The sequence below is a fragment of the uncultured Brachyspira sp. genome (genome assembly GCF_934747485.1).
In the GTDB taxonomy this organism is placed as follows: Bacteria; Spirochaetota; Brachyspiria; order Brachyspirales; family Brachyspiraceae; genus Brachyspira.
Window position 1 is genome coordinate 26,642 of record NZ_CAKVGN010000020.1, and the last position, 15,697, is coordinate 42,338.

The following is a 15,697-nucleotide window of genomic DNA, read 5'->3' on the forward strand; positions in this document are numbered from 1 at the left end:
TTTCTTATTCCTTATTTGTATATTTTGTAGTATAAAAATAGTTTTTTGGATATTCTCTATCAATAAAAAGCTTTTGAGAACTAAAAATATATAAAAAACAAAACTTTAATATTTCAAAACCTTGCTTAAACATTTTAGCGTTACTAATTTGATCATCTTCTCTCCAATTAATTGGGAAAAAATTATAATTGTATTTTTTATACGCTAAATATAATAACATTAGATTATTGAAAGTCAAGCTATTAGGCAATATTTTAATATAAAATTTATTTTTTAAAATATCAATTTTAAACATATTTAATCCAGATCCCATATCATATACTGCTCTTTTAACAACAATGGAATAAATACTATTCAATATTTTATTACCAAATATTCTCAAATTTGAGTATCCTTTAATACTAGCACCTTTCATAAATCTAGCACCTAAAAAAGCATCATATTTAAAAGCTGTTTCATCTTTTATATACGGCACTATGTCTTTAATACCGCCCTGATCATCACCATGAAGTACTATAACATAATCATAACCATTATCTATTGCATAATTAAAAGCTACTTTGTGTGATCCGCCTAAACTAACATTTTCTTCATTTTGTATTAAAGTAGTTTTTATATTGCTTAATTTTTTTAACGCTTCTTCTGCTGCTAATAAAGAATTGTCTTTACTTATATTATCAACAACTAAAATCTCTGCAAAAAGTTTTTGTGTTTCTTCATCAAATTGTGATATTACTCTAGGTATTTGTTTTTCACAATTATACATCGGTATAAATACTAATATTTTCATTTATCTTCGACCTTTTTCAATATATAAGTTAGTTCCCCCATTAATACAGGAAAATCTACTTTTTTTATTAATGGTAAAGCATGTAAAATTTTCACTATATCAGAAATAAGAAATTGTTTATAATCTTTGGCTATAGAATACAAAAAATCTAAATTGACTATTTTTACACATGGATATGATTTAATAACTTTAAAACCAGTTTTTTCAGCAATTTTTTTCATGCTATTTTTATTAAAATATACTAAATGCTCTAACATATATCTATGCCATTTACTTTTCAATATTTTAGCTGTTAATGATTTTGTATTAGGAGTAGTAATCAAAACATACCCCCCCCCCCCCCACGAAGTGTTGCTTTATCTGATGATAAATTTTTTGATGTTTTTATCAATAATTTATTAGCAATAAGTAACATATTAGTAGGATCTTTCACATGTTCTATTACATCACACATTGTTATTAAATCAAAAAAATTATATTTAAATGGATGAGTTTCCAAAGTACCATTATATATTTTATCATCACCAAATTTAGATTTTGCTATATTACTTGCATATTCTGATATTTCAATACCATAAGGTTCAAAACCTAATTCTTTGGCCTCCTCTAATAAAAATCCTGTAGCTGTACCAACATCTAATATATTACCAGAATCTATAAATGGAATCATTCCTTTTAATATATGTTTGAATGTATTTTTTTTCATATTAGATACTTCTTCTGTCTCTCCGTCACCAATACCCCATGATTCAAAATAATTTTTGCTATATATATTTTTTATTTCTTCATCTGTAGGCACTGGATCCATAAATTCAAATTGACATTTAGGACACATAACTATTTCTCTATTATCTATAAGTGATTTTATTTTCATACTTCCTTCATAATCACATAATATACACTTTGATTTTTTAGTCTTATACATATTGTTCTCCTTATATATTTTCCCACTCATTTAATGCCAAACCAGCTAATGCCAACATTAAAAAAGCATTACTCTTATTTAATTTTATCATATAAACTATTGCTCTAATATAACAAATTGATTCATAAAAATATATATTTTTTAATCCTTTATCTCCAAATTTATCTCTTATATAATCTTTCAAATAATTAAATATTCTTTCATATTTTAAAGTAGAATAATCTGGATATGTAATAATATTTTCATTAATTGAATAAGTATTTAGATTTTTTACATATTCATATTTTCCGTGAAGAGATTGAAAAAGTTTAGCATATTCAGCAAATACGTTATTATATCTAGGTGCTGGATCTATTAGAATATAATTTTTACTGTTATCTACAAGTATATTTTCTATAGTTAAATCACCATGTATATATTGTATATTATGTTCTAATGAATAATGAAATTCTTTTAATTCATTGAGCATATTCATTATATTTGGTACTTTAACATTATTTACAATCAGATATTTATACTTAGTTAAATATTTATATTTAGAATCTAATAAATAATTAATATTATTCAATATATGCTCATTATATATATTGTCTATTATGTTTTTTTTATTTCCCATATAACTTGCATTTGAATAACAATCATTTAATTTATCAATGATATTTTTTATTATATCCCAAGCTTCTGTTACATCTATATAATGTATAGTTGTAAAAAAAGTTTCACCATTAGCAAAATATTCCATATCATAAGAAAATAAATTCTCTTCTTCAACTTTGTTCAATATTTTTGGCAAAGGTAAATTATTATTCTTTTCAAGCCATTCATACTGTGATTTTAATTTATCAGCAGCATTTGAAAGTGCTATTTTTCTTACAAATAAATTATCTTTTCCTTGCATTAAGTAAGTCTTTGCTTCACTTGCAGCACTTAAATCTTTTATAATTGTAGCATTATTGGTCATATTATAATAAGTATCATCATTTTTTGAATATTTATTATTAAAATAATATTTGAAAAACGACAATGATATATCATTAGATACATAAGGTATCATTTTTAATGATGAAGTTTTTTCTCTTTCTTTAAATGGAATATAAGCTATTATAATAAGCAATATATTTGGAATTAATAAATATAAAATATAGTTTATAAAATCATTTTCTTTAAATATAGATAAAGACTTTATCAGTCCTGAAGAGGTTAAATCTGTAAACTGATGCAAAATCAAATCTTTCAAATCTACATTAAAAATGGCATTACTTACAATAATAACAGATAATATATTGAAAATCCACATTAACAAACTAGATAATGAAAATACAAATAATTTTTTCTTATTGTCAATAATATCAATTCTAAGTCTATATAAAGACCAATATAATCCTAGTAAAAAAGATTTTATGAAGTCATTAAAAAGTGAAGATAAATAATAGTATATTTTTTTTAATATTATAAAATTACAGAATATAAATATTAATGTTGCTGAAATAAACAATATCAATATAGATAATGATTTTATATTAAAAAATAATAATATAAAAAATACTATTATTAAGTCAAAAACTCTCTCAATAAATGCTAAACTTAAGGACATTCGCCAAGAGCTTTTTGTAAGTTTTGAAAAAACAAATGTTCTTGCTATATCTGATACTCTAAATGGAAAAAAGAAATCTATTAAAAATCCTATGAATGTACTTTTTAAATATGGCTTTATAGGCTTATTTAAATATGGATTTAAAATATATAAAGTTCTAAACGCTCTTATTATATTCCCAATAAAAAATAGGATAATAGCTAATATAACATATTTATTCATCATAACTTAAACAAATCAAAAACCTTACTTTCTTTTACTTTTAAAAATTCATCTACTGTTCCAAATGAAATATTAAAATCGCATTCAAAGTTCTCTATATTTCCATTTTTTAATGGTTCAATATTGTAAACTCCGCTTGTATAAAATTCTGAATACAAACAATTTTCTAAATATTTTTTGCTTATTTCATCAAATAAAGAAATATTTTTAAAACCATATACACCAGCTATAGCATCATTACTTATAACCTCTTTTTCTTTAGTTCCTATTATTTTATTATTTTCATCTTTTATACAGTAACTATAACAAGATTTATCAGATTTAAATGTTAATAAAAATCCATCTAAATTATTTAATTCATTTTGATTTAACCTAAACTCTTCACTATAAAAACAATGATCACAATCATTAAAAATAACGGGGTAATCATTATCTATTAATTCTATAGCCTCCCTTGAAGTTAATACTGCACCGGGAGGTGTTTTGTCTAAAAGTTTAATTTTAGCATCTGGAAAATATGATAATATTTTATTTATTAATATATTATCTTTATTGTGTTCTTTAAGTCCTATAAATATTAAATTTGAATACTCATAATATTTTACTAAACTTTTAGCAGAGTAGTAAAAAAATGGATACTCTTGTATTTCAATTATAGGTTTAGGAACTTTATAGCCTAAATTATAAAATCTAGTTCCAGCACCAGCCATAGGTATTACTATATTAATCATTTATTTTCCTTAATCCTTAAAATTATTAAACTTTCACCTATTAATAATGGAATTTTTATATTATTAATAATAGGTATTTTCTCCAAAATAGCAAATATTTCGTTAGCACCCTTCAAAGGATATTTTTTAAATATATGACTTAAATAACTTAAAGTTAAAATTTTCCAAAAAGGTTTAAATTCTATAACTTCAAATCCTGCTTTTTTGGCAGATTCAAAAATACTTTTTTTATTAAAATAATATACATGCTCCAATTTATAATGAGACCATTTTGATCCCATAATCTTACGAGTAAAACTATCAGTATTAGGAGTTGTAATCACTATATACCCCCCCCCCCCCACGAGATGTCAATAATTCTTTAGATTTTTCTAAAGTTTCTACAGGATTATCTATATGTTCAAATAAATCATTCATTGTAATTACATCAAAAGTATTTTTCCATTTACATGTTTCTACAGTACCATTATATATTTTATCTTCACCAAATTTTTTCTTTGCCATATCACTTCCATTTTTACTTAACTCTACCCCATATGAGTCAAATCCCATTTCGTTAGCAACTTCAAGAAGATAACCTAAACCACATCCTACATCTAATAATTTACCAGAATTTTTATATTTTAATATACTTTTTACAACTTTTCTAAATTTATCCTTTTTCATTGAAATAAATGCTGGATTATCATTTCCCCAGCCAGCATAATTGTCTACATCATATATTTTTGACTTATCTTCTTCTGTTAATGGAGGATATAAAAATTCTAATCCGCAATTAGGGCATAAAATAACTTCTCTATCACCTATATCACTAATATTAGTAAATAGTATTTTCATTTCTCCTTCATATTCACATGCATTACACTTTAATTTTCTAATCATTTCTTACTCCTTAAAATTACTAAAAATTCACCTATCAATATTGGTATTTCTAAATTTCCAACAACAGGTATTTTCTCTAGTATTGAAAATATTCCAGACAACAATTTTCTATTTGTATACTTAAAAATACTATTCATATATTTAAAAGTTAAAACTTTCCAAAATGGTCTAATCTCAATAATTTCAAATCCAATTAAACTTGCTAATGTTTCTATACTTTTTTCATTAAAATAATGTATATGTTCAATATTATAATGAGACCATTTAGATTTCATAGTTTTACAAGTAAATGAATTAGTATTAGGAGTTGTAATCACAATATACCCCCCCCCCGTACAATTCAATAATTCTCTTGATTTTTTTAATAGCTCTAGAGGGCTTTCTACATGCTCCAATACATCGCTCATCATAATTATATCAAAATAATTATTTTTAAAATTTGATTTTTCAATAATACCATTATAAATTTTTTCGCCGCCAAATTTATTTTTAGCAATATCAGCTGCTTTTTCTCCAACTTCTACCCCATAAACATCAAAACCTAATTCTTTGGCTTCTTCCATTAAATATCCAGGTCCGCATCCTATATCAAGTAATTTTCCATTTTTTCTATATTTCAATACATATTTCAATAATTTTTTGAATTTATCTTTCTTCATCTTTGAAAAAGAATCTTCTTCTCCTATTCCCCAAGCTGCATAATCATCAGAATATATTTCTTCAAGTTCTTTTTGTGTAGGATATGGATATAAATACTCTATTTCACAATTTTTACATTTCACTATACTCTTATCACCTATAGAATTTTTATATAAATACTCAATAGTATTTTCATTTGAACATATAGGGCATTTAATATCAATCTTTTCCATTTTTTAATCCTCTATTTCTAAACATTTTTTACATATATCTAACTTTATCATATTCTTGTCTAAAAGTTCATTCTCTTAAATGAGTATAACTTTTCTATATATAAACTATATTGATTTCTATATATTAAACATAACATATTTTTCATAATAATCAATATACAGTTATAATATATTAATTTTTTATATATTTTTTACCTTCATAAAAACAGAGTAATATTGATATTACAGAAAATAAATATGGTCCATAATAATATATTCCTTCAGCAAAATTAAGTATAAATAAAATACCATGATACATAAGTCCTGTTAAATTTAAATACGCCGTTACAGGATTTTTCTTAAATCTTATAAATATAAACAGCATAATTAAAAAATTAACTGTACCATAAAAATAAATAGTTTTACCTCCTATAAATTCATTTTCATATGATACAAATTTATCTATAAAATCTTTATGGAATTTACTTCTTTTTACTATATCAAAGTTATAATCTAAAATATCTGAAATAGATATATCTTTTCTGCTATACTGTATATCTTCCTGCGTATTGATTGGAAAGCTATTTCTAATTGTTAATGTTATAAATGTACGTATTCTTGAATATATAGCAGGGTAAGGATTTTTTTTCATCTTAGCTATTAAGATTCTTTTATACTCTTCTAAAGGTACTCCTACGCTAAACATATAATTAAAACCTATAGTGTGATAATCTTCATATTTGAAATCTTTTCTTATTCCTTCTAAAACACTTATATTTGTATTTACTGGATAAGGTTCATTAAATTTTAATATTTTTTTCTCTTCATCTGTAAATGTATCTTCTTTATAGAATTCTGGCAATGCATATGTTAATAAACATTGTGCGTATATCCGTGCCATTCTGCTTGAACTAGATAAATATGTTTTTTCAAACATAAAAAATACCAAAATTGACACTATTGATGAAATGAATATAATAATTAATATATTTCTTATATTTATTTTCTTAAGATAGAAAAATAAAATAGCAGCTATATTAATAAATAATAATGGTATTATATCATGTCTATAACTAATACTAATTAATGAGGATATAATTGATAATATAGAATACATTTTTGCATATTTTTGGTCACCATAAAACATTAGAAATACTAATAACAATGATAATGTATAAAATATTCCTGTATTAAATGCTCTCCACCATGATGTGTAAAATACTACATTAATATTTGGAAGTAGTAACAAAATAATAGGAATTAATATAGATATAGTTTTGTCAAAATTAAGTTTTTTTAATAAATAATAAATTATTAGAGATATACCTGAATATGATATAAAAAATAATAAATTAAAACCATATGGTCCGGCTAAGTAATGAGTGAATATAGGCCAGAAATTATCATTAAAAAAACCTTCACCTGCAATATAAATATTTTGAGAATTTATTAATCTTGGTATATGTCTAGTAGAGGCTACTTCATAAGAGCCTATAGCTAAAAATAATATCCAGTATAAAAATAAATAGAATATATAAAATAATATATATTCATTCGATAATATCTTATTTCTATATTCTTTATTAAATATTATTTTAGATATAAAAATAAATAATAAAAGATATACAAAAGAAACTATAAGCATTATTACTAATTTATGGATAGGGAAATGGCCGTCTTTTATCGTTCTGAAAAATAAATTATTGAAATTATTAAAAATAGTATCACCATAACCTTCTCCTGATACTATATAAGGGGATAGTTCTTTAGGCTGATAATATTCATCAGTATATAAGAATAAAGAATATTTTATATTATAATTAGTACTTTCTACTTTCCAACCTTTTATATATTGATGAAATCCTGGTGTATAAATAGCTGAAGATACATAAATATTTAATTCATTGCTATTATGAGATATAATCATAGTTTCATTTGAATGAAGATTATAATTAGTAATCATTGTCTCTTGATCATAAAAATGCAAATCTATATTATTATTTTTTATAACATAATATTCTTTTCTTCTATAATTATCCAATGAAAAGTCATTTGTACTTTTTACTTTAAGTTCATGTATATTTGTAAACTTAAGTGTTTGTACAATATTATTACTGAAACTTAACTTTTGTATATCATTAAAACCATATTTAGTTTTCCAGCTTATAGAGTCAACACTAGAGCTGGAAACATTATCAGAAATCACGACTACATTAAAAGATAATGATTGTGGATTAAATGATGAAATAAATAGGAAAATTATAATAAAAACAATTAGATATAATATATATTTATTATATCTTATTATAATGATCATTTTTATTATATTAGCAATATAGTTAATGAATATTAATATTTGTTTTCTAAAAGAAAATAATATAACAGATATTATAAAAAACAATAATATATAGAAATAAATAGGTACTTTTACTTTTAAGCTATAGTAAATATCTATTTTATCATTAGATATCATATGATTATTTTTAATAATTCCAAAGGGACTTCCATTTTCATAGAATTCCGTATGATTTATATAATCAGGTAAACTATTTGTATTTAGATAAACATTGTATATATCACTATTTCTAAAAATCTTACTATAATATCTTATTTTAAAATTATATATATAATTAGTAATATTTTTATTAGTTTCTATAAAAGAAATTAGATCATTATAATTTGTAATAGATAACTTTATATTATCCAATTGATTAATACTCAATGTTTTGTCTACATCTATATTTATATCAGTTAAATATCCTAATCTGCTAATTCCACCTAATATTGATAAAATAATAGATAATGTTAATGTTGCGATAACTACAATTAATATTTTTAATATTGTATTCTTTTTCATAAATAAACCTTATCAATTTTTTTTATTAGACTTAATTGATATTTTTAACCCTAATATATATATAACAATAAATTTATCTGATTTTTCTAAAGCAAAAAGATTTATGTTAAAAATAGTTAAGAATCTAATATAAAAATTAGTATTTTGTTTTTTTCTAGTATTAGTATATTCTATATTTGCATATCTATCAAATAAAGACATCGTTTTTGATATAGTATTTTTGTCTAAAACAAGATATTCATTTAATATATTAGGAAGCTTTATATTATTACCCCATTCTATATTAAAAGAATCATCACTTAATGGATATGTAATTTCATTAGAATAAAAATCATATTTTTTAAAATATAGTTTATCATCAGTTTCTATAAAATCTATGGCTACAAAATATGGAAAATCTTTTGATAATATTTTTGATAATTCTATCATTTTATCTAAAAATTTAGGTTTATTTATATTACTATACTGTTCAAATTCTTGTTTGACATTTAATAAATTCCATTCTAAATCATAAAAATTTGCAAAATAATTATTGTTTTCAAAATAAGTAACTTTAATAACTTTTGGTTCAGAATTAAAACATAAAACTTTATATTTAAAATTATTAGTATATATATTCTTATATACTAATACTCTAGCTTTTATATATTTATAGCACCATTCTAAATTTCTCAAAAATTGATTATTAGAAAAATCAATAAAACTAAATGCATTTTGACGTATTTTATCATTAGTATATTTTTGAAAATCATCTATTAAATAATAATTTTCATTAATTGTTCCCATCATTATAATACTATCTTGAAAATCTTTAATATTTAAATTTGAAACTATTTCAGCATAATTATTATATACACCAAACAACGGTATTAAATACTGTTCCCCTATTTTTTCTTTTATATACTCTCTAACTTCATATTTATCAGAACATTTTATCATTAATGGATCATTATAATATATTTTTATCCAATTTAGTTTTTCTATGAATGTTTTTTTACCAAAAATATCTATATGATTATTATAGTTATTAATATAATAATTAGTTATTTTTGATTCTTTTTCAGTTAGATATTGCCTAATCCAAGGATAATTTATATTAATATTTAAGTCATCTTTATTAATTACTCTATCAATATGTTTTATCATATTATCAAAACACTCTTTAGGTATTATATGTTCTAATTCTAGATAATCATTTAAATTCTCAATAAAATAATAATTTTTAGTAAAAATAGCACGTCTTACAAAAGGATATCCTTTTTTAACCATTTCTACAAAAGCAGGTCTTACTGGTTCATATCTATCGTATATTTCAATATTATTTTCATCATCAAAAAAACCTTCTAATTTATATCCCATATTTAGTATAAGTTTAGAAATACCGTATTCATATTTTTCAACTTCAATATCTTTATTATAAATATCTTTAATAGAATCAAAAAAATCAACAAATTCTTTAGATGTAAAAATACTTTTTGGTATTGCAATGAAAGTACTTTGTATATGAAAATTTGTTGTATTATATCCAGATAATGTAAATCCATATGCAATATTTTCTTTTTTTTCTTGTTTTAATATAAATGGTTCTATATCAAAAAAAGGACCGTATATTGAATCATTTATAATAAATAGCCAGTCATAGTTTTCAATTAGATTATTATCATAAGCATATTTATATCCTATTTTTACACTTACAGCACCTGTACCTCCATGACGTCCTATTATAGATTTTATTACCAAATTATTTACTTTTTGAGACTCAATTTCAGGTAAATTATTATCAGATATAAATATTATATCTGATAATTTAGACATATACTTTAACCAGTATATTACATAATCATCTATAATATTATCTCTATCATAATGACAAAATATAGTTAATCTTTTCATTTATTTTTATACCACTCTATAAATTTTTGTATTCCACTTTCAAAGCTTGTCTTAGGATTATAATTTAATAGTTTTCTTGCTTTATTAATATCAGCTATTGTTTTATTTACGTCTCCTTTTTGCATATCCATTCTATTTATTATAGCTTTTTTTCCTAAGACACTTTCTATAGTCGATATCATTCTATCCAAATTTATAGGCTCTCCTCCACCTAAATTAATAATCTCATAAGAGGTCTTATTATATTCTACAGACGATATAATTCCTTGAACAATATCATCTATATATGTATAGTCTCTCATAGTCGTACCATCTCCAAATACAGGTATTGGTTTATCTTCGAGTATTAATTTTGTAAATTTAGATATTGCTAAATCTGGTCTTTGTCTTTTTCCATATACTGTAAAGAATCTTAAAGCTACTATGTTTAAATTATAAAGTTTATGATACGTATAACATAATTCTTCACATGCTTTTTTAGTCATAGCATATGGAGAAATAGGTTCACTAACATTTAAATTTTCAGAAAAAATACTTTCATTACTATTCCCATATACACTAGAAGAAGATGCATATACAAGTTTATTTACATTATAGTTCTTCATACACTCTAATATATTTAAAGTAGCAACTATATTCTGATCTATATATAATTTAGGATTATCAATAGATGGTCTAACCCCCCCAAATCCTGCTAAATGTACTATACCATCAATATTATTTTTTTCAAATATTTGTTTTAATGAAGTAACATCTAATAAATCTATATTATAAAATATAAATTTGGAATTATTTAAATTATGTTTTATATTATTTTTCTTTATATTTGGATCATAAAAATCATTATAATTATCAATACCTATAATAGTATTTTTCCCATCTTTTAAAAGTTCATCCAATAAATTGGAACCTATAAAACCTGCAACACCTGTTATCAAAATTTTCATATTATTCACCCTTTTTATTTTTTATGATTAAAGAATTCAAAATTATCAGGATCATATCTAATTGGTCTATGCGTTAAATATGGCATATTATAATTATGTTTCCATAATACATAAAATAAACTTAATTGATCTCTTTTAGAATAATTTTCAATCCAATACCACCAATCTTTCATTAAAGAAATTACTTCTTCATCTTTATGTTTTCTATAAATACAGTTATTTTCAGTAAGTCCGTAATATATAGGAAACCCATCTTTTTTATAGATGGATTTTTGTTCATCCAATACACTCTGTTTATCTTTTTTAAAGTGAGTAACAGCATCAAATTCTTGATAGATACAGCATCTATTACCATGTATAGGAATAGAAATTTTAGCATTTTCTTTTTGAATAACATTTTCTACACATTTAAATAAATAATTTGACTTTATATTAATGTTACTATCTATATAAATACTTTCTTCATAATCAGGAAATAAAATATCTGGATGTAATTTATGCCATCTATTATTTCTAATTCCATCTAACTTAGAAAATTCTAGTGGTCTTATAATCCAATTTCCATATACCTTATTTGATATCAAATTTTCATTATCCGTAAAACAAATATAATCCCAATTATCATCTATATAACTAAATAATAACAAGTCATCATATCCATTTGTAATACATGTATAAACTACTTTATTATTTTTCTTCTTATTACTGTTTCTAATTTCTAAAATATTTTTTTTAATACAAAAAATATCATTCTTTATATTAGTATAATCAGTATTTGTATAAAACGTATTTGTTTGTGAATTTAGTTTCAAATTAGTTTTTATACTTAATTTTATACCGAAAAATTTAATAATATAATATACATCAAATTTTTCTAATGAAAATAATGAAAAATTAGATATATCTAAAATAGAAAAATAAATTTTATTATCATTTGAAATTATATATGGATTAATATTATATTTATATTTATTTTTAAATGAAAATTTAAAAATAAGTAATGATACTATAAAATAATTAAAATTGACTTTTATAGAGAAAATAGATTTATTAAATATAGTAAAAATAGACAAATATTTGCGATTTTTAAATGTTATAAATTTATTGTAAGGTTCTTTTTTATAGAAATTTTCAAATAAACTAACATCATAATGTTTATCTATTAAATTCAACATTTTAATAAATTTTTTGAATGGAATATTATTTATATATTTGTAAAAGAAAGGATATCCATTTGTTAATAAATTAAAAAAATTATCAAAATTTAAATCATAAGATCCTTCAAATATCCCAGATAAAATAAAATCATGCTCTTTAAATAACTTACTTAATCCATATTCATAATGTAATATTATTCCATTTTCAGGAAGTTCTCTTATTCTTAAAAAGAAAGTATTAAACCATTCAGTTAAAAAAGCTTCTTTTGGAACAAGAATAAAATGCGTTTTAAGATGTTCTGGAATTATCTCTAAACCAGGTATGTTGGAAATGGGATTTTTCATTTCTATATTTTTAAAAATACCATATATAACATTTTTTTTATATTCAATTTTATCTAAAATAGTTTCTAATGGATATATAGGACCAAAATGCGAGTCATTCGCAAATATTAAATAATCATAATTTTTTAGAATATTTTTCTCTTCAGCATAAAAATAACCTCTTTTATATGATCCAAAATAATATTCATTATGTTGTTTATTAATGATATGAACACAATAACCAGAAATTTTTTCCAATTCAGTGTCTAATATATCATCATCTGATATGTAAATAATATCAGATGATTTTTTCAATTCTTTTATATAATATACAACATAGTCATCTATTATATTATTTTCATTATGCCCAGCAAATATTACTAATTTTTTCATCTATATATTAACCTTGCATTTTATTTTTTAATAAAATAGTACATTTTTATATTTTTATATTATCAAAATTATTCCTAATTTTATATCTAATATAATTCCTTAATTTTTTTAATGGTATAAACCAAACCATTTTATTTATTAAATATTGAATCTTTTCATTTAAAATTTGAATTTCAGTTTTTAAACTATAATTTAAATAATTTAAATTATCAATTTGCTTATTTAAATTATTAATTTGTTCATTTAAACTTTTTATATTATTCATTGATTCAAGTAACGACATATCATATTTAATTAAAGTTTTTAAGTATATATCATTATCAAGAGATAAAAATTCATTAACTGTTTCTTTTAAGATTGCCAAATTTAATGTCATACTCATTATTAAATATAGGATGAATTAGTTCATCAGAATAAAAATCAAATTTATCAAAATAAAAATTACTTTCATTTCCTATAAAATCAATTGATACAAATGTATTTATATCATTAGATAGTTTAGTTGCAATTTCTAACATATCATTAACATAATTTGGTATTTTTAAATCAAAATTAATATTTTCTCTATAAACCAATAACAAATTCAAATTAATATCATAAAAATTACTATAGATTTTTCCATCTTTTTGTATTATAGATTTTATAAATTTCTCTCCATTTTCAAAACATAATATTTTATATAAAACACCTGTATTATATATGTTATATTTATCTTCATAAATAAACAATCTAGGTTGTATATATTTAAATTGCCATTCAAAATCATCAAAATATTTATTATTAAAACTGTTTAACAAATTAAATATGTCATACTTAATTTTATTTTCATCATAATTAGACGATTTATCTAAAAATATTTTTTTATTACTAATTGAAGAACAAAATAATGATTTATCAGGAAGTTTATTTAAATCTAAGTTAAATGATACAGATACTGCATCATTATAAATTTCAACCATAGGTAATAATATATTATATTCTACTTTTTCTTTTATATATTCAATAGCAAAATATCTATCTGAAAATTCTTTTATAAATTTAGGATGATAATTTAATTTAAGCCAAGTTAATTTTTCTATAAATGTTTTTATTTCAAGAAATTCAATACTATAATTATATTCTTCTCTGTACTTTTTATCTATCAAGTATTGTTTATATGTAATATTTCTTCTAATCTCTGGATATTCTAAATTTATATAAAAATCTTCTTTTGAAACAACCCTATCTAAATTTTTTTGCATGTTATTAAAACATTCTATTGGAATTATATCTTTCAATTCTAAATAATCTTTTAAATTTTCGATAAAAAAATAATTTTTCGTAAAGATTGTTCTTCTAATAAAAGGATAACCCTTTTTGATCATCTCTATAAAAGCAGGTCTTACAGGTTCATATCTTGTATATAACGGATCTATATCCTCAAACATACCTTCAAGTTTAAAACCTAATTTTCTTAATAATTTAGAAAAAGCTATTTCATAATTAAACACAGCATCATCTTTATTTTTAGTTTTTTCATAATCAAAATTCAATAAAAAATCGCTAAATTCCTTTGACATAAAAGCTTTTTTTGGTAAAGAAACAAATGTACCTTGTATATGTTCATTTTCAGTATTTACCATAGCTTTAGTAAACCCATAGCATATACATTTACTTTCTTGCTTTTCAATATATGACTTTATATCAAAAAAAGGTCCGTATATGGAATCTAATATAATAATAATCCAATCATAATTTTCAAGTAAATTATTTTCATAAGCATATTTATAACCTATTATTGTACTAACTTCTCCAAAATATCTATGTTCACCCATTATATATTTAACAATTAAGTTTTTTATTTTTTCTATTTCTGTATTAGATAAATTATTATTTGATACAAAAATTATATCAGATAGTTTATTCATGTATTTGAGCCAATATACTACATAATCATCAATTATATTATCTTTATCATGATGGATGAATAAAGTTAAACGTTTCATAAAATATCCTAAAATTATGTTTATATTATAAGTTATAAATATAATTTTTTCAAATTAACAAAAAAATTTTTATTGTTTAGGAGCCATAGATATTGCACGTTTTTTAGTTAAAATAAAGTAGGTATTCCTTATAATATAAATAGCTA

General features: G+C 21.6%; 14 protein-coding genes. All 14 read right to left on the reverse strand.

Features of this window, described 5'->3' with window-relative positions; genetic code table 11:
• Nucleotides 1-4: 4 nt before the first annotated feature.
• Nucleotides 5-790 carry a glycosyltransferase family 2 protein gene (locus Q0H31_RS05365; protein WP_295296207.1) on the reverse strand — a complete coding sequence of 262 codons (786 nt, stop codon included), beginning with the start codon at nt 788-790 and terminating at the stop codon, nt 5-7.
• Complete coding sequence (locus Q0H31_RS05370; RefSeq protein WP_295296208.1) at nt 787-1,113, reverse strand: methyltransferase; 327 nt, start codon at nt 1,111-1,113, stop codon at nt 787-789. The genes Q0H31_RS05365 and Q0H31_RS05370 overlap by 4 nt, the downstream gene beginning before the upstream one ends.
• Nucleotides 1,110-1,715 (reverse strand): bifunctional 2-polyprenyl-6-hydroxyphenol methylase/3-demethylubiquinol 3-O-methyltransferase UbiG, encoded by a 606-nt coding sequence (locus tag Q0H31_RS05375; RefSeq protein ID WP_295296209.1) that lies wholly within the window; start codon nt 1,713-1,715, stop codon nt 1,110-1,112. The genes Q0H31_RS05370 and Q0H31_RS05375 overlap by 4 nt, the downstream gene beginning before the upstream one ends.
• Before the next feature lie 10 nt (nt 1,716-1,725).
• Nucleotides 1,726-3,534 (reverse strand): lysylphosphatidylglycerol synthase domain-containing protein, encoded by a 1,809-nt coding sequence (locus tag Q0H31_RS05380; RefSeq protein ID WP_295296210.1) that lies wholly within the window; start codon nt 3,532-3,534, stop codon nt 1,726-1,728.
• Nucleotides 3,531-4,262, reverse strand: a complete 732-nt coding sequence (locus Q0H31_RS05385) for a sugar phosphate nucleotidyltransferase (protein WP_295296211.1) — start codon at nt 4,260-4,262, stop codon at nt 3,531-3,533. Before Q0H31_RS05385 ends, Q0H31_RS05380 begins: the two co-directional genes overlap by 4 nt.
• Nucleotides 4,259-4,585, reverse strand: a complete 327-nt coding sequence (locus Q0H31_RS05390; RefSeq protein WP_295296212.1) for a methyltransferase — start codon at nt 4,583-4,585, stop codon at nt 4,259-4,261. The genes Q0H31_RS05385 and Q0H31_RS05390 overlap by 4 nt, the downstream gene beginning before the upstream one ends.
• Nucleotides 4,569-5,144, reverse strand: coding sequence for a class I SAM-dependent methyltransferase (locus Q0H31_RS05395; RefSeq protein WP_295296213.1), 576 nt, complete (start codon nt 5,142-5,144; stop codon nt 4,569-4,571). The genes Q0H31_RS05390 and Q0H31_RS05395 overlap by 17 nt, the downstream gene beginning before the upstream one ends.
• The gene (locus Q0H31_RS05400) at nt 5,141-6,016 is read right to left on the reverse strand and encodes a class I SAM-dependent methyltransferase (RefSeq protein WP_295296214.1); all 876 of its coding nucleotides are present in this window, start codon (nt 6,014-6,016) and stop codon (nt 5,141-5,143) included. Before Q0H31_RS05400 ends, Q0H31_RS05395 begins: the two co-directional genes overlap by 4 nt.
• 172 nt (nt 6,017-6,188) lie before the next feature.
• A complete protein-coding gene (locus Q0H31_RS05405; RefSeq protein WP_295296215.1) occupies nt 6,189-8,852 on the reverse strand; it encodes a hypothetical protein in 2,664 nt (887 codons plus the stop codon).
• A gap of 12 nt (nt 8,853-8,864) precedes the next feature.
• Nucleotides 8,865-10,745, reverse strand: coding sequence for an ATP-grasp fold amidoligase family protein (locus tag Q0H31_RS05410; RefSeq protein WP_295296216.1), 1,881 nt, complete (start codon nt 10,743-10,745; stop codon nt 8,865-8,867).
• Complete coding sequence (locus Q0H31_RS05415) at nt 10,742-11,692, reverse strand: GDP-mannose 4,6-dehydratase (RefSeq protein ID WP_295296217.1); 951 nt, start codon at nt 11,690-11,692, stop codon at nt 10,742-10,744. The genes Q0H31_RS05410 and Q0H31_RS05415 overlap by 4 nt, the downstream gene beginning before the upstream one ends.
• 14 nt (nt 11,693-11,706) lie before the next feature.
• Entirely contained in the window at nt 11,707-13,566 is a 1,860-nt protein-coding gene (locus tag Q0H31_RS05420; RefSeq protein WP_295296218.1) for a rhamnan synthesis F family protein, read from the reverse strand.
• Between the two features lie 46 nt (nt 13,567-13,612).
• Nucleotides 13,613-13,942, reverse strand: a complete 330-nt coding sequence (locus Q0H31_RS05425; protein WP_295296219.1) for a hypothetical protein — start codon at nt 13,940-13,942, stop codon at nt 13,613-13,615.
• Nucleotides 13,905-15,551, reverse strand: coding sequence for an ATP-grasp fold amidoligase family protein (locus tag Q0H31_RS05430; RefSeq protein ID WP_295296220.1), 1,647 nt, complete (start codon nt 15,549-15,551; stop codon nt 13,905-13,907). The genes Q0H31_RS05425 and Q0H31_RS05430 overlap by 38 nt, the downstream gene beginning before the upstream one ends.
• Nucleotides 15,552-15,697 lie beyond the last annotated feature (146 nt).

Coding starts and splice junctions, on each gene's coding strand:
- Q0H31_RS05365 (WP_295296207.1), bottom strand. CDS start 790: ATGAAAATATTAGTATTTATACCGATGTATAATTGTGAAAAACAAATA.
- Q0H31_RS05375 (WP_295296209.1), bottom strand. CDS start 1,715: ATGTATAAGACTAAAAAATCAAAGTGTATATTATGTGATTATGAAGGA.
- Q0H31_RS05380 (WP_295296210.1), bottom strand. CDS start 3,534: ATGATGAATAAATATGTTATATTAGCTATTATCCTATTTTTTATTGGG.
- Q0H31_RS05385 (WP_295296211.1), bottom strand. CDS start 4,262: ATGATTAATATAGTAATACCTATGGCTGGTGCTGGAACTAGATTTTAT.
- Q0H31_RS05395 (WP_295296213.1), bottom strand. CDS start 5,144: ATGATTAGAAAATTAAAGTGTAATGCATGTGAATATGAAGGAGAAATG.
- Q0H31_RS05400 (WP_295296214.1), bottom strand. CDS start 6,016: ATGGAAAAGATTGATATTAAATGCCCTATATGTTCAAATGAAAATACT.
- Q0H31_RS05405 (WP_295296215.1), bottom strand. CDS start 8,852: ATGAAAAAGAATACAATATTAAAAATATTAATTGTAGTTATCGCAACA.
- Q0H31_RS05410 (WP_295296216.1), bottom strand. CDS start 10,745: ATGAAAAGATTAACTATATTTTGTCATTATGATAGAGATAATATTATA.
- Q0H31_RS05415 (WP_295296217.1), bottom strand. CDS start 11,692: ATGAAAATTTTGATAACAGGTGTTGCAGGTTTTATAGGTTCCAATTTA.
- Q0H31_RS05420 (WP_295296218.1), bottom strand. CDS start 13,566: ATGAAAAAATTAGTAATATTTGCTGGGCATAATGAAAATAATATAATA.
- Q0H31_RS05425 (WP_295296219.1), bottom strand. CDS start 13,942: ATGACATTAAATTTGGCAATCTTAAAAGAAACAGTTAATGAATTTTTA.
- Q0H31_RS05430 (WP_295296220.1), bottom strand. CDS start 15,551: ATGAAACGTTTAACTTTATTCATCCATCATGATAAAGATAATATAATT.